Origin of the sequence: Pseudomonas sp. S44, assembly GCF_016624805.1 — a bacterium.
Lineage (GTDB): Bacteria > Pseudomonadota > Gammaproteobacteria > Pseudomonadales > Pseudomonadaceae > Aquipseudomonas > Aquipseudomonas machongensis.
Window position 1 is genome coordinate 1 of sequence record NZ_JACVTY010000039.1, and the last position, 19,731, is coordinate 19,731.

At 57.8% G+C, this 19,731-nt stretch carries 32 protein-coding genes; 31 read left to right on the top strand and 1 reads right to left on the bottom strand.

From position 1 onward, the window contains the following. The 31 genes from IAE40_RS22610 to bfr all read left to right on the top strand — a co-directional run. Positions 1 to 630: EF-Tu/IF-2/RF-3 family GTPase (locus IAE40_RS22610; protein WP_200603906.1), on the top strand; the 630-nt coding region annotated here is incomplete at its 5' end. A gap of 141 nt (positions 631 to 771) precedes the next feature. Beyond that, positions 772 to 1,083 (top strand): 30S ribosomal protein S10, encoded by a 312-nt coding sequence (rpsJ, locus tag IAE40_RS22615; protein WP_003186070.1) that lies wholly within the window; start codon positions 772 to 774, stop codon positions 1,081 to 1,083. An 81-nt stretch (positions 1,084 to 1,164) separates the two neighbouring features. After that, a complete protein-coding gene (rplC, locus tag IAE40_RS22620; protein ID WP_054893562.1) occupies positions 1,165 to 1,800 on the top strand; it encodes a 50S ribosomal protein L3 in 636 nt (211 codons plus the stop codon). Positions 1,801 to 1,812: 12 nt separating this feature from the next. Further along, positions 1,813 to 2,415, top strand: a complete 603-nt coding sequence (gene rplD / locus IAE40_RS22625) for a 50S ribosomal protein L4 (RefSeq protein ID WP_009397517.1) — start codon at positions 1,813 to 1,815, stop codon at positions 2,413 to 2,415. Further along, entirely contained in the window at positions 2,412 to 2,711 is a 300-nt protein-coding gene (gene rplW / locus IAE40_RS22630) for a 50S ribosomal protein L23 (protein WP_003255484.1), read from the top strand. Before rplD ends, rplW begins: the two co-directional genes overlap by 4 nt. A 14-nt stretch (positions 2,712 to 2,725) precedes the next feature. Beyond that, positions 2,726 to 3,550, top strand: coding sequence for a 50S ribosomal protein L2 (gene rplB, locus IAE40_RS22635; protein WP_029614573.1), 825 nt, complete (start codon positions 2,726 to 2,728; stop codon positions 3,548 to 3,550). Positions 3,551 to 3,566: 16 nt separating this feature from the next. Beyond that, a complete protein-coding gene (gene rpsS / locus IAE40_RS22640; protein ID WP_010486981.1) occupies positions 3,567 to 3,842 on the top strand; it encodes a 30S ribosomal protein S19 in 276 nt (91 codons plus the stop codon). An 11-nt stretch (positions 3,843 to 3,853) separates the two neighbouring features. Next, positions 3,854 to 4,186 carry a 50S ribosomal protein L22 gene (gene rplV / locus IAE40_RS22645; RefSeq protein ID WP_003103908.1) on the top strand — a complete coding sequence of 111 codons (333 nt, stop codon included), beginning with the start codon at positions 3,854 to 3,856 and terminating at the stop codon, positions 4,184 to 4,186. Between the two features lie 13 nt (positions 4,187 to 4,199). Then, on the top strand, positions 4,200 to 4,886 hold the full coding sequence (gene rpsC, locus IAE40_RS22650) for a 30S ribosomal protein S3 (RefSeq protein WP_003255481.1): 687 nt from the start codon (positions 4,200 to 4,202) through the stop codon (positions 4,884 to 4,886). A gap of 12 nt (positions 4,887 to 4,898) precedes the next feature. Further along, positions 4,899 to 5,312: a 50S ribosomal protein L16 gene (gene rplP / locus IAE40_RS22655; RefSeq protein ID WP_009397508.1), complete on the top strand. Its 414-nt coding sequence runs from the start codon at positions 4,899 to 4,901 to the stop codon at positions 5,310 to 5,312. Further along, positions 5,312 to 5,503 (top strand): 50S ribosomal protein L29, encoded by a 192-nt coding sequence (gene rpmC / locus IAE40_RS22660; protein WP_002555481.1) that lies wholly within the window; start codon positions 5,312 to 5,314, stop codon positions 5,501 to 5,503. Before rplP ends, rpmC begins: the two co-directional genes overlap by 1 nt. A gap of 2 nt (positions 5,504 to 5,505) precedes the next feature. After that, a complete protein-coding gene (gene rpsQ / locus IAE40_RS22665; RefSeq protein ID WP_023534981.1) occupies positions 5,506 to 5,772 on the top strand; it encodes a 30S ribosomal protein S17 in 267 nt (88 codons plus the stop codon). A gap of 23 nt (positions 5,773 to 5,795) precedes the next feature. Further along, on the top strand, positions 5,796 to 6,164 hold the full coding sequence (rplN, locus tag IAE40_RS22670) for a 50S ribosomal protein L14 (protein WP_011063774.1): 369 nt from the start codon (positions 5,796 to 5,798) through the stop codon (positions 6,162 to 6,164). Positions 6,165 to 6,175: 11 nt separating this feature from the next. Continuing rightward, the gene (rplX, locus tag IAE40_RS22675; RefSeq protein ID WP_003255476.1) at positions 6,176 to 6,490 is read left to right on the top strand and encodes a 50S ribosomal protein L24; all 315 of its coding nucleotides are present in this window, start codon (positions 6,176 to 6,178) and stop codon (positions 6,488 to 6,490) included. Positions 6,491 to 6,510: 20 nt separating this feature from the next. Further along, positions 6,511 to 7,050, top strand: coding sequence for a 50S ribosomal protein L5 (rplE, locus tag IAE40_RS22680; protein WP_003255474.1), 540 nt, complete (start codon positions 6,511 to 6,513; stop codon positions 7,048 to 7,050). Positions 7,051 to 7,063: 13 nt separating this feature from the next. Next, positions 7,064 to 7,369 (top strand): 30S ribosomal protein S14, encoded by a 306-nt coding sequence (gene rpsN, locus IAE40_RS22685; RefSeq protein WP_013970638.1) that lies wholly within the window; start codon positions 7,064 to 7,066, stop codon positions 7,367 to 7,369. A 209-nt stretch (positions 7,370 to 7,578) separates the two neighbouring features. Further along, the gene (rpsH, locus tag IAE40_RS22690) at positions 7,579 to 7,971 is read left to right on the top strand and encodes a 30S ribosomal protein S8 (RefSeq protein WP_023382627.1); all 393 of its coding nucleotides are present in this window, start codon (positions 7,579 to 7,581) and stop codon (positions 7,969 to 7,971) included. Positions 7,972 to 7,983: 12 nt separating this feature from the next. Continuing rightward, on the top strand, positions 7,984 to 8,517 hold the full coding sequence (gene rplF, locus IAE40_RS22695) for a 50S ribosomal protein L6 (protein WP_027594874.1): 534 nt from the start codon (positions 7,984 to 7,986) through the stop codon (positions 8,515 to 8,517). Positions 8,518 to 8,527: 10 nt separating this feature from the next. After that, a complete protein-coding gene (gene rplR / locus IAE40_RS22700) occupies positions 8,528 to 8,878 on the top strand; it encodes a 50S ribosomal protein L18 (RefSeq protein WP_023629183.1) in 351 nt (116 codons plus the stop codon). 3 nt (positions 8,879 to 8,881) lie between these two features. Next, positions 8,882 to 9,382 (top strand): 30S ribosomal protein S5, encoded by a 501-nt coding sequence (gene rpsE, locus IAE40_RS22705; RefSeq protein WP_003255465.1) that lies wholly within the window; start codon positions 8,882 to 8,884, stop codon positions 9,380 to 9,382. A 2-nt stretch (positions 9,383 to 9,384) separates the two neighbouring features. Continuing rightward, positions 9,385 to 9,561: a 50S ribosomal protein L30 gene (gene rpmD / locus IAE40_RS22710; protein ID WP_029614570.1), complete on the top strand. Its 177-nt coding sequence runs from the start codon at positions 9,385 to 9,387 to the stop codon at positions 9,559 to 9,561. Positions 9,562 to 9,564: 3 nt separating this feature from the next. Further along, positions 9,565 to 9,999, top strand: coding sequence for a 50S ribosomal protein L15 (gene rplO / locus IAE40_RS22715; RefSeq protein WP_054893563.1), 435 nt, complete (start codon positions 9,565 to 9,567; stop codon positions 9,997 to 9,999). After that, positions 10,000 to 11,331: a preprotein translocase subunit SecY gene (gene secY / locus IAE40_RS22720; protein WP_003255459.1), complete on the top strand. Its 1,332-nt coding sequence runs from the start codon at positions 10,000 to 10,002 to the stop codon at positions 11,329 to 11,331. 28 nt (positions 11,332 to 11,359) lie between these two features. Next, positions 11,360 to 11,476 (top strand): 50S ribosomal protein L36, encoded by a 117-nt coding sequence (rpmJ, locus tag IAE40_RS22725; RefSeq protein ID WP_011531897.1) that lies wholly within the window; start codon positions 11,360 to 11,362, stop codon positions 11,474 to 11,476. Between the two features lie 131 nt (positions 11,477 to 11,607). Continuing rightward, entirely contained in the window at positions 11,608 to 11,964 is a 357-nt protein-coding gene (gene rpsM, locus IAE40_RS22730; protein ID WP_003257112.1) for a 30S ribosomal protein S13, read from the top strand. A gap of 18 nt (positions 11,965 to 11,982) precedes the next feature. Then, entirely contained in the window at positions 11,983 to 12,372 is a 390-nt protein-coding gene (rpsK, locus tag IAE40_RS22735) for a 30S ribosomal protein S11 (protein ID WP_003255454.1), read from the top strand. A 15-nt stretch (positions 12,373 to 12,387) separates the two neighbouring features. Next, positions 12,388 to 13,008: a 30S ribosomal protein S4 gene (rpsD, locus tag IAE40_RS22740; RefSeq protein WP_063542477.1), complete on the top strand. Its 621-nt coding sequence runs from the start codon at positions 12,388 to 12,390 to the stop codon at positions 13,006 to 13,008. Positions 13,009 to 13,030: 22 nt separating this feature from the next. Further along, complete coding sequence (locus IAE40_RS22745) at positions 13,031 to 14,032, top strand: DNA-directed RNA polymerase subunit alpha (RefSeq protein ID WP_003255452.1); 1,002 nt, start codon at positions 13,031 to 13,033, stop codon at positions 14,030 to 14,032. A 42-nt stretch (positions 14,033 to 14,074) separates the two neighbouring features. Beyond that, complete coding sequence (gene rplQ / locus IAE40_RS22750) at positions 14,075 to 14,461, top strand: 50S ribosomal protein L17 (protein WP_003255451.1); 387 nt, start codon at positions 14,075 to 14,077, stop codon at positions 14,459 to 14,461. Between the two features lie 172 nt (positions 14,462 to 14,633). Beyond that, positions 14,634 to 16,073 carry a catalase gene (locus IAE40_RS22755; protein ID WP_063542479.1) on the top strand — a complete coding sequence of 480 codons (1,440 nt, stop codon included), beginning with the start codon at positions 14,634 to 14,636 and terminating at the stop codon, positions 16,071 to 16,073. Positions 16,074 to 16,238: 165 nt separating this feature from the next. Continuing rightward, positions 16,239 to 16,703, top strand: a complete 465-nt coding sequence (gene bfr, locus IAE40_RS22760) for a bacterioferritin (protein WP_063542481.1) — start codon at positions 16,239 to 16,241, stop codon at positions 16,701 to 16,703. Positions 16,704 to 16,769: 66 nt separating this feature from the next. On the opposite strand, the gene uvrA is transcribed toward bfr, so the two are convergent. After that, positions 16,770 to 19,604 carry an excinuclease ABC subunit UvrA gene (gene uvrA, locus IAE40_RS22765; RefSeq protein ID WP_054893567.1) on the bottom strand — a complete coding sequence of 945 codons (2,835 nt, stop codon included), beginning with the start codon at positions 19,602 to 19,604 and terminating at the stop codon, positions 16,770 to 16,772. Positions 19,605 to 19,731: the final 127 nt, after the last annotated feature.

The following is a 19,731-nucleotide window of genomic DNA, read 5'->3' on the forward strand; positions in this document are numbered from 1 at the left end:
ACTACCGCTGTCAAGAAGCTGGTAGAAACTCTGGATGCCTACATCCCTGAGCCAGTTCGTGCCGTCGACCAGCCGTTCCTGATGCCGATCGAAGACGTATTCTCGATCTCGGGTCGTGGTACCGTTGTTACCGGCCGTATCGAGCGTGGCATCGTTCGCGTTCAGGATCCGCTGGAAATCGTTGGTCTGCGTGACACCACCACCACCACCTGCACCGGTGTTGAGATGTTCCGCAAGCTGCTGGACGAAGGTCGTGCTGGCGAGAACTGCGGCGTTCTGCTGCGTGGTACCAAGCGTGACGACGTTGAGCGTGGCCAGGTTCTGGTCAAGCCAGGTTCGGTCAAGCCGCACACCAAGTTCACCGCAGAAGTCTACGTTCTGTCGAAGGAAGAAGGCGGTCGTCACACTCCGTTCTTCAAAGGCTACCGTCCTCAGTTCTACTTCCGTACCACTGACGTGACCGGTAACTGCGAACTGCCGGAAGGCGTTGAAATGGTAATGCCAGGTGACAACATTCAGATGACTGTCACCCTGATCAAGACCATCGCAATGGAAGACGGTCTGCGCTTCGCCATCCGTGAAGGCGGTCGTACCGTCGGCGCCGGCGTCGTAGCCAAAATCATCGAGTAATCACTCGACCGATTGAAAAAACCCCCGCTTAGCGGGGGTTTTTTTTATTGGGTTGACACTAAATAGGGGCGTCTATAGAATCACGCCTCCTTTTAGCGGGCGTAGTGCGTCCGTTGGGAACAGCCTGGAGTCTGAAATCCAATGCAAAATCAGCAAATCCGTATCAGGTTGAAGGCTTTCGACCATCGCCTGATCGACCAATCCACCCAGGAAATCGTGGAAACCGCGAAACGTACTGGTGCACAAGTGCGTGGTCCAATTCCACTGCCTACCCGCAAAGAGCGTTTCACCGTTCTGGTCTCCCCGCACGTCAACAAAGACGCGCGTGACCAGTACGAGATTCGCACTCATAAGCGCGTTCTGGACATCGTCCAGCCAACGGATAAAACCGTTGATGCGCTGATGAAGCTTGATCTCGCGGCAGGTGTGGAAGTGCAGATCAGCCTCGGCTAAGACTTCGGTCTGAGTCGTGTAACGCTCTGAAATGGGCGGCCATAGCGGGTGAAAGCCCCGTACACTCATGAGGTTTACAACATGACTATTGGTGTAGTCGGTCGCAAGTGCGGTATGACCCGCATTTTCACCGAAGAAGGTGTCTCCATTCCGGTCACGGTCATCGAGATCGAGCCGAATCGTGTCACCCAGTTCAAAACTGAAGAAACCGATGGCTACCGTGCAGTGCAAGTCACTGTCGGCGAGCGTCGTGCTTCGCGCGTGACTGCCGCTCAGGCAGGTCACTTCGCCAAGGCTAACGTTGCCGCTGGTCGCGGTGTCTGGGAGTTCCGTCTTGAAGAAGGCGATTTCCAGGCTGGCGATCTGATCAAAGCTGAACTCTTCACTGCAGGCCAGCTGGTAGACGTAACCGGTCAGTCCAAAGGTAAAGGCTTCGCCGGTACCATCAAGCGTTGGAACTTCCGTGGTCAGGACAACACCCACGGTAACTCCGTATCGCACCGTGTCCCTGGCTCCATCGGCCAGTGCCAGACTCCTGGTCGTGTATTCAAGGGCAAGAAGATGTCCGGTCACATGGGCGCTGAGCGCGTGACTGTACAGTCCCTGGAAGTAGTACGCGTAGACGCTGAACGCAACCTGCTGCTGATCAAGGGTGCCGTTCCAGGCGCTACTGGCGGCGACGTGGTTGTGCGTCCGGCTGTCAAGGCTCGCGGTTAAGGGGAAACTGACATGCAACTCAATGTAAATGACGCTCAGGCGATCGAAGTTTCCGAACTGACTTTCGGTGGCGAATTCAACGAGACGCTGGTACACCAAGCAGTCGTGGCCTACATGGCCGGCGGCCGTCAGGGCACCAAGCAGCAGAAGACCCGCTCTGACGTAGCCGGTGGCGGTAAGCGCCCATGGCGTCAGAAGGGTACTGGCCGTGCTCGTGCCGGTACCACTCGTGGTCCGATCTGGCGTGGCGGTGGTGTCACCTTCGCAGCTCGCCCTCAGGATCACTCGCAGAAGCTCAACAAGAAGATGTACCGCGCAGCACTGCGCTCCATCCTCTCCGAGCTGGTGCGTAGCGATCGTCTGGTCGTGGTTCAGGACTTCGCTGTCGAAGCGCCGAAAACCAAAGACCTGCTGAACAAGCTGAACGGCATGGGCCTGAACGACGTACTGATCGTTTCGGACGCAGTTGATCAGAATCTGTACCTGGCTGCTCGTAACCTGCCGCACGTCGACGTACGTGACGTCCAGGGTTCCGACCCGGTCAGCCTGATCGCCTACGAGAAAGTGTTGATCACTGTCTCCGCCGTGAAGAAATTCGAGGAGCTGCTGGGATGAACCAGGAACGCGTATTCAAAGTCCTCCTTGGCCCGCACGTTTCCGAGAAGGCTACCGTTCTGGCTGAGAAAAAAGGCCAGTTCGTATTCAAGGTTGCTACCGATGCAACCAAGCTGGAAATCAAGAAAGCTGTCGAAGGCCTGTTCAACGTAAAAGTTGAAAACGTGTCGACTGTCAACGTCCTGGGTAAAACCAAGCGTACCGCACGTGGTCTGGGCAAGCGTAATGACTGGAAGAAGGCGATCGTCTCCCTTCAGCCAGGCCAAGATCTCGATTTCAGCAGCAGTGCTGAGTAAGGAAGGGGTGCATCATGGCAATCGTTAAATGCAAACCGACTTCCCCTGGCCGCCGTTTCGTGGTCAAGGTGGTCAACAAGGAGCTGCACAAAGGCGCTCCTCACGCACCGCTGCTCGAGAAGAAATCGAAGTCTGGTGGTCGTAACAACAATGGCCGCATTACCACTCGTCACGTTGGTGGTGGTCACAAGCAGCATTACCGTCTGGTCGACTTCCGTCGCAACGACAAAGATGGCATTCCAGCCACTGTCGAGCGCGTGGAATACGATCCAAACCGTACTGCTCACATCGCCCTGCTGTGCTACGCAGACGGCGAGCGTCGCTACATCATCGCCCCTAAAGGCGTGAGCGCTGGCGACCAGCTGATCGCAGGTGCCCTGGCCCCAATCAAGGCCGGTAACTCCCTGCAACTGCGCAACATCCCGGTAGGTAGCACCATTCACGGCATCGAACTGAAGCCGGGTAAAGGTGCGCAGATCGCTCGTTCCGCTGGTGCTTCGGCTCAGCTGATCGCTCGTGAAGGTGCCTACGTGACTCTGCGTCTGCGCTCCGGTGAGATGCGCAAAGTACTGGCTGAATGCCGTGCGACCCTGGGTGAAGTCTCGAACTCCGAGCACAGCCTGCGTTCGCTGGGTAAAGCTGGTGCCAAACGCTGGCGCGGCGTTCGCCCAACCGTTCGTGGTGTTGCCATGAACCCGGTTGACCACCCACATGGTGGTGGTGAAGGTCGTACCTCCGGTGGTCGTCATCCGGTATCGCCATGGGGCTTCCCAACCAAGGGTGCGAAAACCCGTGGTAATAAGCGTACCGACAACATGATCGTCCGTCGTCGCAAGTAACTAGAGGGATACGACAGTGCCACGTTCTCTGAAAAAAGGTCCTTTTATCGATCTTCACCTGCTGAAGAAGATCGAAGTGGCGGTGGAGAAGAACGATCGCAAGCCAGTGAAAACCTGGTCGCGCCGTTCGATGATCCTGCCACAAATGGTCGGTCTGACCATCGCGGTACACAACGGTCGCCAACACGTCCCAGTTCTCGTGAACGAAGACATGGTCGGCCACAAACTGGGCGAGTTCGCCGGTACCCGCACCTATCGCGGGCACGTGGCTGACAAGAAAGCCAAGCGTTAAGGGGTAAGGAAATGGAAGTAGCCGCTAAGTTGTCGGGCGCTCGAATCTCCGCCCAGAAAGCCCGCTTGGTCGCCGACCAGATCCGCGGGAAGAAGGTGGGCGAAGCGCTCAACCTGTTGGCCTTCAGCAGCAAAAAAGCCGCTGAAATCATGAAGAAAGTCCTCGAGTCGGCCGTTGCCAACGCCGAACACAACGAAGGCGCAGACGTTGATGACCTGAAGGTCAGCACCGTTTTCGTCAACGAAGGGCGTTCGCTGAAGCGCATCATGCCGCGAGCCAAAGGCCGCGCTGATCGCATCGTCAAGCGGTCTTGCCATATCACTGTCAAGGTTGCGGACAAGTAACGGAGTCGATCAGATGGGTCAGAAAGTACATCCCACTGGCATTCGCCTGGGAATCGTCAAGGAGCACACCTCCGTCTGGTACGCAGACGGTGCTACTTACGCAGATTACCTGTTGAAGGATCTGAAAACGCGTGAGTACCTCCAAGACAAACTAAAAAGCGCGTCCGTAAGCCGTATCGATATTCATCGTCCGGCTCAAACTGCACGCATCACCATCCACACCGCTCGTCCCGGTATCGTTATCGGCAAGAAGGGTGAGGATGTAGAGAAGCTGCGTCAGGACCTGACCAAGCAGATGGGTGTGCCTGTGCACATCAACATCGAAGAGATCCGCAAGCCGGAACTCGACGCCATGCTGGTTGCGCAAAGCGTTGCCCAGCAGCTGGAGCGCCGCGTTATGTTCCGTCGCGCCATGAAGCGCGCCGTACAGAACGCCATGCGTATTGGTGCCAAAGGCATCAAGATCCAGGTGAGCGGTCGTCTCGGCGGTGCCGAGATCGCCCGTACTGAGTGGTATCGCGAAGGTCGTGTGCCTCTGCACACCCTGCGTGCCGATATCGACTACAACACCTACGAAGCTCACACCACCTATGGTGTGATCGGTGTGAAGGTTTGGATCTTCAAAGGCGAAGTAATTGGTGGTCGCCAGGAAGAGCTGAAGCCGCAAGCACCAGCGCCTCGTAAAAAAGCTGCTAAGTAAGGGGTACGCCAAATGTTGCAACCAAAGCGTACAAAATTCCGCAAGCAGATGACCGGCCACAACCGTGGTCTGGCACTGCGCGGTAGCAAGGTCAGCTTCGGCGAGTTCGCTCTGAAAGCTGTCGCTCGCGGTCGTCTCACCGCCCGCCAGATCGAGTCGGCGCGTCGTGCGCTGACCCGTCACGTAAAACGTGGCGGCAAGATCTGGATCCGTGTATTCCCGGACAAGCCGGTTACCAAGAAGCCTCTCGAGGTTCGTATGGGTAAAGGTAAGGGTTCCGTGGAGTACTGGGTTGCCCAGATCCAGCCAGGCAAAGTCCTGTACGAGATCGAGGGTGTTTCTGAAGAGCTGGCGCGCGAAGCTTTCGCCCTGGCTGCTGCAAAGCTGCCTCTCGCCACCTCCTTTGTTAAGCGGACGGTGATGTGATGAAAGCGAATGAACTTCGTGAAAAATCGGCACAGCAACTGAATGAGCAACTGCTCGGCTTGCTGCGCGACCAGTTCAATCTGCGTATGCAGAAAGCAACTGGCCAGTTGGGGCAGTCGCACCTGCTCTCGCAAGTTAAGCGTGACATCGCTCGCGTGAAAACTGTGCTCAACCAGCAGGCAGGTAAGTGATCATGGCTGAAGCTGAAAAAACCGTCCGTACGCTGACTGGCCGTGTCGTCAGCGACAAAATGGACAAGACCATCACCGTTCTGATCGAGCGTCGCGTTAAGCACCCGATCTACGGTAAATACGTTAAGCGTTCGACTAAGCTGCACGCGCACGACGAAACCAACCAGTGCAAGATCGGCGACAAGGTTTCGATTACCGAAACTCGTCCGCTGGCCAAGACCAAGTCCTGGGCACTGGTTGAAGTCCTCGAACGCGCTGTTGAAGTCTAAGGGCTAGGGGTCGGAGAAATTTTATGATTCAGACTCAATCCATGCTCGATGTGGCCGATAACAGCGGCGCTCGTCGCGTCATGTGCATCAAGGTGCTCGGCGGTTCGCACCGCCGTTACGCCGGCATCGGTGACATCATCAAAGTTACCGTCAAGGAAGCGATTCCTCGCGGTAAGGTCAAGAAAGGCCAGGTGATGACTGCTGTTGTCGTTCGTACCCGTCACGGTGTACGTCGCGCTGACGGTTCCATCATTCGTTTCGACGGCAACGCTGCTGTTCTGCTGAACAACAAGCAAGAGCCGATCGGTACCCGCATCTTCGGGCCAGTGACCCGTGAACTTCGTAACGAGAAGTTCATGAAGATCGTCTCGCTCGCCCCTGAAGTGCTGTAAGGAGATCCGACATGCAAAAGATTCGTCGTGACGACGAGATCATCGTGATCGCCGGCAAAGACAAGGGTAAGCGCGGTAAGGTGCTGAAGGTTCTCGCTGATGACCGTCTGGTCATCGGTGGTGTCAACCTGGTCAAGCGTCATACCAAGCCGAACCCGATGGCAGGCGTTCAGGGCGGTATCGTCGAGAAAGAAGCGCCTCTGCACGCTTCCAACGTTGCCATCTTCAATGGCGAAACCAACAAGGCTGACCGCGTTGGTTTCAAAGTAGAAGACGGTAAGAAAATTCGTGTCTTCAAGTCGACCCAAAAAGCGGTTGATGCTTGAACACTGCTAGGTAGAAGACCATGGCACGACTGAAAGAGATTTACCGGAACGAAATCGCTCCCAAGCTTAAGGAAGAACTTAAGCTGTCGAACGTGATGGAAGTTCCGCGCGTTACCAAGATCACCCTGAACATGGGTCTGGGCGAAGCGATCGGCGACAAGAAAGTCATCGAGCATGCAGTTGCCGACCTGGAAAAGATCACCGGTCAAAAGCCGGTCGTGACTTTCGCTCGTAAATCCATCGCGGGCTTCAAAGTCCGTGAAGGCTGGCCGATCGGCGTCAAGGTGACCCTGCGTAGCGACAAGATGTACGAATTCCTGGACCGCCTGCTGGCGATCTCCCTGCCTCGGGTTCGCGACTTCCGCGGCCTGAATGCCAAGTCCTTCGATGGTCGTGGCAACTACAGCATGGGCGTGAAAGAGCAGATCATCTTCCCGGAAATCGACTACGACAAGATCGATGCTCTGCGCGGTTTGGACATCACCCTGACCACCACTGCTCGTTCGGACGACGAAGGCCGCGCTCTGCTGCGTGCATTCAAGTTCCCGTTCCGCAACTGATTGGAGTAGGAAAATGGCCAAGAAGAGCATGAAAAACCGCGAGCTGAAGCGTCAGCTCACGGTAGCCAAGTACGCCAAAAAGCGTGCCGAGCTGAAAGCGACCATCGTCAACCTGAACGCCTCTCCAGAAGAGCGTTTCGCTGCCGTTGTCGCTCTGCAGAAGCAGCCTCGTGATGCCAGCGCTTCGCGTCTGCGCAACCGTTGCCGCCTGACCGGTCGTCCTCACGGTGTTTACCGTAAGTTCGGCCTGGGCCGTAACATGCTGCGTCAAGCTGCAATGCGCGGTGACGTACCAGGTCTGGTCAAGGCCTCCTGGTAATCGCTGCAGGTGTGATCCCGGCGTAGGGGGAGCAATCTTCCGACCGCCGGTGACATCGCCAACAAACAAGCCCCCTCGTGGGGCTTGTTTCGTTTCTGTCTTGTGTCTAGAATGACCGGCTCACCTGAGCCTGGGTTTTTTGCCCGGGGCGGTCAGGTGGTTGTGATAGCCGCAAGGCTAATAATTCTTGTATCAGGAGCATCTAGCCCATGAGTATGCAGGACCCGTTAGCGGACATGCTAACTCGCATCCGTAATGCCCAGATGGCTGAAAAGTCCGTCGTAAGCATGCCTTCCTCCACTCTGAAGGTCGCGGTTGCCAAAGTTCTGAAGGACGAAGGTTACATCGCTGGCTACCAGGTCAGTGGCGAAGCCAAGCCTTCCCTGTCGATCGAACTGAAGTACTTCGAAGGCCGTCCGGTCATCGAGGAACTGAAGCGCTCCAGCCGTCCAGGCCTGCGCCAGTACAAGTCCGTCTCCGACCTGCCGAAAGTACGTGGCGGTCTGGGCGTGTCTATCGTCTCCACCAACAAAGGTGTGATGACTGATCGCGCTGCGCGCGCTGCCGGTGTCGGTGGCGAAGTTCTGTGCACAGTGTTCTAAGGGGAGATAGGCATGTCTCGCGTCGCTAAGAACCCCGTTAAGCTGCCATCCGGTGTCGAAGTCAAATTCGCCGGCCAGCAGCTTTCGGTGAAGGGTGCCAAGGGCACTCTCGAACTGAACGTTCACTCGTCTGTTGAAGTTACCGAAGAGTCCGGCGAGCTGCGCTTCGTCGCTCGCAACGGTGACCAGCAAGCTCGTGCCATGGCCGGTACCACCCGTGCTCTGGTGAACAACATGGTCCAGGGCGTAAGCCAAGGCTTCGAGCGCAAGCTCCAGCTGGTCGGTGTTGGTTACAAGGCACAGGCCAAGGGCACCATCCTGAACCTGGCTCTGGGCTTCTCGCATCCAGTGGACTACGAACTGCCAGCCGGTATCACCGCTGAAACCCCAAGCCAGACCGACATCCTGATCAAGGGTATCGACAAGCAGCTGGTGGGGCAGGTGGCCGCTGAAATCCGCGACTTCCGTCCGCCAGAGCCTTACAAAGGCAAGGGTGTGCGTTACGCGGACGAAGTAGTCCGTCGTAAAGAAGCCAAGAAGAAGTAGGGCCTAGCAAATGACCGACAAAAAAGTTATTCGACTGCGTCGCGCTCGCAAAGCACGCCTGAAAATGCACGAGCTCGAAGCCGTGCGTCTGTGCGTGTTCCGCTCCTCGCAGCACATCTATGCCCAGGTCATTTCGGCCGACGGCAGCAAGGTTCTGGCAAGCGCCTCGACCTTGGACAAAGAACTGCGTGATGGCGCCACCGGCAACATCGACGCGGCCACTAAGGTTGGCAAGCTGGTAGCTGAGCGTGCGAAAGCCGCCGGTGTATCTCAAGTTGCCTTTGACCGTTCCGGCTTCAAGTACCATGGTCGCGTCAAGGCGCTGGCCGATGCTGCTCGTGAAGGCGGACTGGAGTTCTAAGTTATGGCAAATAACGATCAAAAGCGCGACGAAGGCTACATCGAGAAGCTGGTTCAAGTTAACCGCGTTGCTAAAACCGTTAAAGGCGGCCGTATCTTCACCTTCACCGCGCTGACCGTGGTAGGTGATGGCAAAGGTCGCGTCGGCTTCGGCCGTGGCAAATCGCGCGAAGTACCTGCCGCGATCCAGAAAGCCATGGAAGCTGCCCGTCGCAATATGATCCAGGTTGACCTGAAGGGCACCACCCTGCAGTACGCCACCAAGGCTGCCCACGGCGCCTCGAAGGTTTACATGCAGCCTGCTTCGGAAGGTACCGGTATCATCGCCGGCGGCGCAATGCGTGCTGTCCTGGAAGTTGCTGGTGTCCAGAACGTTCTGGCCAAGTGCTACGGTTCGACCAACCCAGTGAACGTGGTTTATGCCACCTTCAAGGGTCTGAAAGCCATGCAATCTCCTGAATCCATTGCTGCCAAGCGCGGCAAGAGCGTTGAGGAGATCTTCTGATCATGGCAACCGTAAAAGTAACGCTGATCAAGAGCACCGCCGGCCGCCTGCCTAACCACATCCTGTGCGTTAAAGGCCTGGGTCTGCGTCGCATCGGTCACACTGTAGAAGTCCAGGATACTCCCGAGAATCGCGGGATGATCAACAAGGCTTACTACATGCTGCGCGTCGAGGGTTAATCGATGAAACTCAATGATCTGAGTCCAGCGCCGGGTTCCCGTCGCGAGAAGCATCGTCCGGGTCGTGGTATCGGTAGCGGTTTGGGCAAGACTGGTGGCCGTGGTCACAAAGGTCAGACCTCCCGTTCCGGTGGCACCATCGCTCCGGGCTTCGAAGGCGGTCAACAGCCGCTGCACCGTCGTCTGCCGAAGTTCGGCTTCGTTTCCCTGAAAGCCATGGATCGCGCCGAAGTGCGTCTGTCCGAGCTGGCCAAGGTGGAAGGCGACGTGATCTCCGTACAGTCCCTGAAAGACGCCAACGTGATTGGCCAGCATGTACAGCGTGTGAAAATCATGCTGTCCGGCGAAGTCACTCGCGCAGTCACTATCAAGGGCATCGCCGTCACCAAAGGTGCGCGTGCGGCTATCGAAGCAGCTGGCGGCAAGTTCGAGGAATAAATGGCTAAGCAAGGTGCTCTCTCTTCGCTCGGTAAGGGCGGGATGTCGGAACTCTGGGCTCGTCTGCGCTTTCTGTTCATGGCGATCATCGTCTATCGGATCGGCGCACATATCCCGGTGCCTGGCATCAATCCAGACCGTCTGGCGGATCTGTTTCGACAGAATGAGGGGACCATTCTTAGCTTGTTCAACATGTTTTCCGGTGGTGCGCTGGAGCGCATGAGCATCTTTGCACTGGGGATCATGCCGTACATCTCGGCATCGATCATCATGCAGCTCATGACCGCAGTCAGCCCTCAGCTGGAGCAGTTGAAGAAGGAAGGTGAAGCTGGCCGTCGCAAGATCAGCCAGTACACCCGCTACGGCACCGTTATCCTGGCGCTGGTTCAAGCCATTGGCATGTCCATTGGCCTGGCCAACCAGGGCGTGGCGTTTTCTGCTGGCCTGGGCTTCCATGTCGTTGCCGTCTCCACCTTCGTGGCTGGCGCAATGTTCATGATGTGGCTCGGCGAGCAGATCACCGAGCGCGGTGTGGGCAACGGTATCTCGATGTTGATCTTCGCAGGTATCGTTGCCGGTCTTCCGAGAGCAATCGGGCAGTCTTTCGAGTCTGCGCGCACAGGCGATATCAACATCTTCGCCCTGGTCGCTATCGGTTTGCTTGCAGTAGCGATTATCGGTTTCGTGGTGTTCATTGAGCGTGGTCAGCGTCGTATCGCCGTTCACTACGCCAAGCGTCAGCAGGGCCGCAAGGTCTTCGCTGCGCAGACCAGCCACTTGCCGCTGAAAGTGAACATGGCGGGCGTCATTCCTGCCATTTTCGCGAGCAGCATCTTGCTGTTCCCGGCTTCGCTGGGTGCCTGGTTCGGTCAGTCCGAGGGTATGGGCTGGCTGCAGGACATCTCGCAGTCGATCGCTCCTGGTCAGCCGTTGAACATTCTGCTGTTTAGTGCAGGGATCATCTTCTTCTGCTTCTTCTACACAGCGTTGATGTTCAACCCGAAAGACGTAGCGGAAAACCTGAAGAAGTCCGGTGCCTTTATTCCGGGTATCCGTCCTGGTGAGCAGTCGGCGCGCTACATTGATGGCGTTCTGACTCGTTTGACCATGTTCGGTGCTCTTTACATGATGGCCGTCTGCCTTCTGCCCCAGTTCCTGGTGGTGGCAGCAAACGTGCCGTTCTACCTTGGCGGGACCTCGTTGCTGATTGTGGTAGTGGTTGTGATGGACTTCATGTCCCAAGTACAATCGCACCTCGTTTCGCACCAGTACGAATCCCTGATGAAGAAAGCCAACCTGAAAGGCTATGGTGGCAGCGGTCTGCTGCGCTGATAGACCCCTAAGGTTCGAGGAGTCGGTAATGAAAGTTCGTGCATCGGTGAAAAAGCTGTGCCGCAACTGCAAGATCATTCGTCGCGAAGGTATCGTGCGCGTGATCTGCAGCGCGGAACCGCGTCACAAGCAGCGCCAAGGCTGAGTGTGATCTGCGCTTCAAACCCAGCAGCTAGTGTGCTGCTGGGTTGATTATTCGTTTCTACAGCGATATTATCTCGCGCCCTATTTCTTGGCTTCCGGGGCGTAGGTAGCTGTCAATTGGAGTCCCACTGAATGGCCCGTATTGCAGGCGTCAACATTCCAGATAACAAGCATGCTGTTATCTCGCTGACCTACATCTATGGTGTCGGTCGCACAACTGCACAGAAAATCTGTGCAGACGCTGGTGTAAATCCAGCCGCTAAGATCAAGGATCTGAGCGACGAGCAAATCGAAACCCTGCGTGGCGAAGTCGCGAAGTTCACCACCGAAGGTGACCTGCGCCGTGACATCAACATGAAGATCAAGCGCTTGATGGACCTGGGTTGCTACCGCGGCCTGCGTCATCGTAAAGGTCTGCCGGTTCGCGGTCAGCGCACCAAGACCAACGCACGCACCCGTAAGGGCCCGCGTAAGCCGATCCGCAAGTAATCGCCCAGGAATATAGACATGGCAAAACCTGCTGCTCGTCCTCGTAAAAAAGTCAAAAAGACAGTGGTTGATGGCATCGCCCACATCCATGCGTCTTTCAACAACACCATCGTGACCATCACCGACCGTCAGGGCAACGCTTTGTCCTGGGCGACTTCCGGTGGTTCGGGTTTCCGTGGTTCGCGCAAATCCACCCCGTTCGCAGCTCAGATCGCTGCTGAGCGCGCTGGTCAAGCTGCGCTGGAATACGGTCTGAAGAACCTCGACGTGAACGTCAAGGGTCCAGGTCCAGGTCGTGAGTCCGCCGTTCGTGCACTGAACAGCTGCGGCTACAAGATCGCCAGCATCACCGACGTGACGCCAATCCCGCATAACGGGTGCCGTCCGCCGAAGAAGCGTCGCGTGTAATCAGGAGACAGATAAATGGCACGTTACATTGGTCCAAAATGCAAACTGTCTCGCCGTGAAGGCACTGACCTGTTCCTGAAGAGCGGTGTTCGCGCTCTGGAATCGAAGTGCAACATCGAAGCAGCCCCAGGTGTACACGGCCAGCGCCGTGGCCGTCAGTCCGACTACGGTACCCAGCTGCGCGAGAAACAAAAAGTCCGCCGTATCTACGGTGTCCTGGAGCGCCAGTTCCGCGGTTACTACCAAGTCGCAGCCTCGAAAAAAGGCGCTACTGGTGAGAACCTGCTGCAACTGCTGGAATGCCGCCTGGACAACGTCGTTTACCGTATGGGCTTCGGTTCGACTCGTTCCGAATCCCGTCAGCTGGTTTCGCACAAAGCGATCAGCGTTAACGGCAAGACCGTAAACATTCCATCCTACCAAGTTCGTCCGGGTGACGTGGTCGCGGTTCGTGAGAAGTCGCTGAACCAGCTGCGCATTGTTCAAGCCCTTGAACTGTGCGCCCAGCGTGGCCGCGTTGAGTGGGTAGACGTTGATTCTGCTAAAAAGTCGGGCGTTTTCAAGAACGTTCCTGCTCGCAGCGATCTGTCCGCCGACATCAACGAAAACCTGATTGTCGAGCTCTACTCCAAGTAAGGGCTAGAAAATAGGTGCATCCATGCAGATTTCGGTAAATGAGTTCCTGACTCCCCGTCACATCGACGTGCAGGTAGTCAGTCCAACCCGCGCCAAGATCACGCTCGAGCCTCTCGAGCGTGGTTTCGGCCATACCCTGGGCAACGCGCTGCGTCGCATCCTGTTGTCCTCCATGCCTGGCTGTGCAGTAGTCGAGGCCGAGATCGATGGCGTACTCCATGAGTACTCCGCGATCGAAGGTGTACAGGAAGACGTCATTGAAATCCTGTTGAACCTCAAAGGCCTGGCGATCAAGCTGCACGGTCGTGACGAAGTTACGCTGACCTTGTCGAAAAAGGGTTCGGGGGTGGTTACCGCTGCCGATATTCAGCTGGATCACGATGTCGAGATCGTCAATCCCGATCACGTAATCGCGAACCTGGCGTCCAACGGCGCCCTGAACATGAAGCTCACCGTAGCTCGTGGTCGCGGTTACGAGCCGGCCGATTCCCGTCAGACTGACGAAGATGAAAGCCGCAGCATTGGCCGTCTTCAGCTGGACGCTTCGTTCAGCCCGGTGCGTCGTATCGCCTACGTGGTCGAGAACGCCCGTGTTGAACAGCGTACCAACCTGGACAAGCTGGTCATCGATCTGGAAACCAACGGCACCCTGGACCCTGAAGAGGCCATCCGTCGGGCCGCGACCATCCTGCAACAGCAGCTGGCCGCGTTCGTCGACCTCAAAGGTGACAGCGAGCCGGTCGTGGTCGAGCAGGAAGACGAGATCGATCCGATCCTGCTGCGCCCGGTTGACGACCTGGAACTGACTGTACGTTCGGCCAACTGCCTCAAGGCGGAGAACATCTACTACATCGGCGACCTGATTCAGCGTACCGAAGTAGAGCTGTTGAAGACTCCTAACCTGGGCAAGAAGTCCCTGACCGAAATCAAGGACGTCCTGGCCTCCCGTGGTCTGTCTCTCGGCATGCGCCTCGACAACTGGCCGCCTGCAAGTCTTAAGAAAGACGACAAGGCGACTGCCTGATCGTCGTAATCACCGAACGTAGTGTTTGGTAAGGAATGAATCATGCGTCATCGTAAAAGTGGACGTCACCTGAGCCGTACCAGCTCTCACCGCAAGGCTATGTTCCAGAACATGGCAGTGTCGCTGATCGAGCACGAGCTGATCAAAACCACCCTGCCGAAAGCCAAGGAACTGCGCCGCGTTGCCGAGCCGCTGATCACCCTGGCCAAGGAAGATAGCGTCGCCAACCGTCGTCTGGCTTTCGACCGTACCCGTTCGAAATCCGCTGTTGGCAAGCTGTTCAACGACCTGGGCAAGCGTTACGCCACCCGTCAGGGCGGCTACCTGCGCATCCTGAAGTGCGGTTTCCGCGCTGGCGACAACGCGCCTATGGCGTACGTCGAGCTGGTTGATCGTCCGGTCGGTGGTGCTGTAGAAGCTGCCGAGTAAGACGTTCTGTCTGCTACAAGAAACCGGGCCTAGTGCCCGGTTTTTTGTGTCTTAATAAATTGTAAAAAACTATCGATTTAAGCATATCTATAAATTAGATCTTGTCATGTTGCGCACCCATACTTGCTCTCAGGCCGATTAGCCGGCATTTCGAGACCGATAAGGAGAGCCCATGAGCAAGATTCTTACTACCGCCAGCGGTGCACCTGTAGCCGATAACCAGAATTCCCGTTCGGCAGGCCCACGCGGCCCGCTGCTGCTCGACGACTTCCATCTGATCGAGAAGCTGGCCCACTTCAATCGCGAGAACATCCCTGAACGTCGCGTGCACGCCAAGGGGTCGGGCGCTTACGGCACCTTCACTGTCACTCGCGACATCACTCAATACACCAGCGCTCGTCTGTTCGAGAGCATTGGTAAGCAGACCGAAACCTTCCTGCGTTTCTCCACTGTCGGAGGCGAACGTGGTTCGGCCGACACCGAGCGTGACCCACGTGGTTTTGCCGTCAAGTTCTACACCGAAGAAGGTAACTGGGACATCGTCGGCAACAACACCCCCGTGTTCTTCATTCGCGATCCGCTGAAATTCCCGGACTTTATCCACACCCAGAAGCGTCACCCACAGACCAACCTGAAGAACGCCCAGATGATGTGGGACTTCTGGTCACATTCGCCCGAGGCGCTGCACCAGGTCACCATCCTGTTCTCTGATCGGGGTATTCCGGACGGCTACCGCCACATGCACGGTTTCGGCAGCCATACCTATAGCCTGCTGAGCGCCGATGGCCGGCGCACCTGGGTCAAGTGGCACTTCAAGACCCAGCAAGGTATCAAGAACCTGGCCCCGGCCGATGCGGCACGTATCGCGGGTACCGATCCAGACTACGCCCAACGTGACTTGTTCGAAGCGATCGATCGCGGCGACTACCCGCGCTGGACCGTCTGCATCCAGGTGATGAGCGAAGAAGAAGCGGCCAATCGCGCCGAGAACCCCTTTGACGTCACCAAGACCTGGTCGCAGAAGGACTACCCACTGATCGAGGTAGGTGTGCTGGAACTCAATCGCAACCCGCTCAACTACTTCGCTGAAGTCGAGCAGGCCGCGTTCGGGCCGAGCAACATGGTGCCAGGTGTTGGCCTGTCTCCAGATCGCATGCTGCAGGGCCGCGTATTCGCCTACGCTGATGCCCACCGCTACCGCATTGGTACCAATCACCAGCATTTGCCGGTGAATGCGCCACGTAGCCCGGTGCACAGCTATCAGCGCGATGGGGCGATGACCATGGGCAGCTACGGCAGCGCTCCGAACTACGAGCCGAACAGCTACGCCGATGCGCCCAAGCAGTCGCCTCGTCATGCCGAGCCTGCGTTGGCCCTCAATGGTGCGGCGGATCGTTACGACCACCGTGAGGACAATGACTACTACAGCCATGCGGGTGCGCTGTTCCGCTTGATGAATGCCGAGCAGCAAGCCCTGTTGATAAACAACATTGCCGGCACCCTGCAAGGCGTCAGCGAAGATGTGGTGCAGCGTCAGTTGCAGCACTTCTTCAAGGCAGATCCTGCTTACGGCGAGGGGATTGCAAACGCCTTGGGCATCAAGCTGGCCTAAGTCGAAGTGATAAGGAGAACCGCCCTCATTTGGGCGGTTTTTCAATGAAAATCACTACGGTTTGCCCGCTTTTTTCACACAAATTGCGCATTTTTCAGTGACCTTGAAGAAATCATGGTTCACACTATCTCCTTATCAAGCTTTCACTCAGGGAGAATCAGGGCGATGCAAGGTCACCCGGACGTAATCGATTACCTCAACACGTTGCTGACGGGCGAACTGGCGGCACGTGACCAATACTTCATTCACTCGCGCATGTACGAAGACTGGGGCTTGGCCAAGCTCTACGAACGCATCAACCACGAGATGGAAGAAGAGGCGCAGCACGCCGATGCCCTGATTCGCCGCATTCTCATGCTCGAAGGCACCCCGCGCATGCGCCCGGATGACCTCGACGTGGGCACCACCGTGCCTGACATGATCGCTGCCGACCTGCGCCTGGAGTACAAGGTCCGCGCCGCATTGTGCAAGGGCATCGAGTTGTGCGAGCTGCACAAGGACTACATCAGCCGCGATATCCTGCGCGCGCAACTGGCCGACACCGAGGAAGATCACACCTACTGGCTGGAGAAGCAGCAGGGCCTGATCAAGTCCATCGGGCTGCAGAATTACCTGCAATCGCAAATGTAACGTCCCTGCAGAGGGCACGTATAGAGAGAAAAGCCCCCGGCATTTGCATGCCAGGGGCTTTTTTTGTCAGGCCCGGTCGCGTTCCAGCAGGGGCTTCAGGTAATGCCCGGTATACGACTGCTTCATCTTGGCCAGTTCCTCGGGCGTGCCGCTGGCAATGATCTGGCCGCCCTTGGAGCCACCTTCCGGCCCCAGGTCCACCAGCCAGTCGGCGGTCTTGATCACGTCCAGGTTGTGCTCGATCACCACCACGGTGTTGCCGTGGTCGCGCAGGCGATGCAGCACGTCCAGCAACTGCTGGATGTCAGCGAAGTGCAGGCCGGTGGTCGGCTCGTCGAGGATGTAGAGGGTCTTGCCGGTGTCGCGCTTGGACAACTCGCGCGACAGCTTCACCCGCTGCGCCTCACCGCCTGAAAGCGTCGTAGCCGACTGTCCTAGCTTGATGTACGAAAGGCCCACGTCCATCAGTGTCTGCAGCTTGCGCGCCAACGCCGGGACCGCGTCGAAGAACTCGCGTGCGTCCTCGATGGTCATTTCCAGAACCTCGTGGATATTCTTGCCCTTGTACTTGATCTCCAGCGTCTCGCGGTTATAGCGCTTGCTCTTGCACACATCACACGGCACGTAGATATCCGGCAGGAAGTGCATTTCCACCTTGATCAGGCCATCGCCCTGGCACGCTTCGCAGCGCCCGCCCTTGACGTTGAACGAGAAGCGCCCAGGGCCATAACCCCGAGAACGCGACTCCGGCACGCCAGCGAACAGTTCGCGGATCGGCGTGAAAATGCCGGTATAGGTGGCCGGGTTCGAGCGCGGTGTGCGGCCGATCGGGCTCTGGTCGATATCGACCACCTTGTCCAGGTGCTGCAGGCCATCCATGCTGGTGTGCGCTGCCGCTTCCAGGCTGCTGGCACCATTGAGCGCAGTGGCTGCGAGAGGGAACAGGGTGTTGTTGATCAGTGTTGACTTGCCCGAGCCGGACACACCGGTGACGCAGGTCAGCAGGCCGATCGGCACTTCCAGGTCGACGTTCTGCAGGTTATTGCCGCGTGCCCCCTTGAGCTTGAGCGACAGCTTCTTGTTGCGTGGCGTGCGTTTGGCCGGCACGGCGATCTTCTTGCGACCGGACAGGTACATGCCAGTCACCGAGTCGGGGTGCGCCATGACTTCCTGTGGTGAGCCTTCGGCGACGATCTGCCCGCCATGCACCCCGGCGCCCGGACCGATGTCGACGACATAGTCGGCCAGGCGAATGGCGTCCTCGTCGTGCTCCACCACGATCACCGTATTGCCCAGGTCGCGCAGGTGGTTGAGCGTGGCGAGCAGACGGTCGTTGTCACGCTGGTGCAGGCCGATCGACGGCTCGTCGAGGATGTACATCACCCCCACCAGGCCGGCGCCAATCTGGCTGGCCAGGCGGATTCGCTGGGCCTCGCCACCCGAAAGGGTTTCGGCGCTGCGGTCGAGGGTGAGGTAGTCCAGGCCGACGTTGACCAGGAACTGCAGGCGCTCGCAGATCTCCTTGAGGATCTTCGCTGCAATTTCTCCGCGTCGACCGCTGAGCGTCAGGGCGGCGAAGTACTCGCTGGCATCGCCGATCGGCAGGTTGGTGACTGCCGGCAGGGTTTTTTCGCCCACCCATACATGGCGCGCTTCGCGACGCAGGCGGGTGCCGCGGCAGTCCGGGCACGGCTGGGTGCCAAGGAACTTGGCCAGCTCCTCGCGCACGGTCGCCGATTCGGTCTCGCGGTAGCGGCGTTCCAGGTTCGGCACGATGCCTTCGAACGGGTGCGAGCGCTTGACGATGTCGCCGCGGTCGTTGAGGTACTTGAAGTCGACGCTTTGCTTGCCGCTGCCCTGCAGGATCACCTTCTGGTGATCGGCCGAGAGCTGGCCGAAAGGCTCGTCGAGGCTGAAGCCGTAATGCGCCGCCAGCGAGCCGAGCATCTGGAAGTAGTAGACGTTGCGCCGGTCCCAGCCACGGATCGCGCCTTCGGCCAGGGTCAGCTCGTGGTTGACCAGACGCTTGGTGTCGAAGAACTGCTTCACGCCCAGGCCATCGCAGGTCGGACAGGCGCCAGCCGGGTTGTTGAAGGAGAACAGCTTGGGTTCGAGCTCACTGATCGCATGGCCGCAGACCGGGCAGGCGAAGCGGGCGGAGAAGATCATGTCCTCGGCGCTTTCGTCATCCATCTGCGCCACCAGGGCGATACCGTCGGCCAGCTTCAGCGCGGTCTCGAAGGACTCGGCCAGGCGCTGCTGCAGGTCGTTGCGCACCTTGAAGCGGTCGACCACCACATCGATGCTGTGCTTCTTCTGCTTGTCGAGCTTGGGCAACTCGTCGAGTTCGTACAGCTTGCCGTTGACCCGCGCACGAACGAAGCCCTGGGCGCGCAGCTCATCGAACACCGCCAGGTGCTCACCCTTGCGCTCGCGCACCACGGGTGCCAGCAGCATCAGCTTGCTGCCTTCGGGTTGCTCGAGCACCAGGTCGACCATCTGGCTGATCGTTTGCGCTTCCAGCGGAATGTCGTGGTCCGGGCAGCGTGGCGTACCGACGCGGGCATAGAGCAGGCGCAGGTAGTCGTAGATTTCGGTGATGGTGCCGACGGTCGAACGCGGGTTGTGCGAGGTCGACTTCTGCTCGATGGAGATTGCCGGTGACAGGCCTTCGATGGTGTCGACATCGGGCTTTTCCATCATCGACAGGAACTGCCGGGCATAGGCCGACAGCGACTCCACGTAGCGACGCTGACCTTCGGCGTAGAGTGTGTCGAAGGCCAGTGACGACTTGCCGGAACCGGACAGACCGGTGATCACGATCAGTTTGTCCCGGGGCAGGGTCAGGTCGATGTTCTTCAGGTTGTGGGTACGTGCCCCACGGATCAGGATCTTGTCCACTACGGCCTCGCTTGGCGGGCATAAACAAAGAAGTATACGGCGCGCTGCCACTACGCGGCAAAGCGTCGCGTATATGCCGTCTAGCCGTCGGACTGATAGAATCGCCGCCGGTTCACACGAGGTTTAT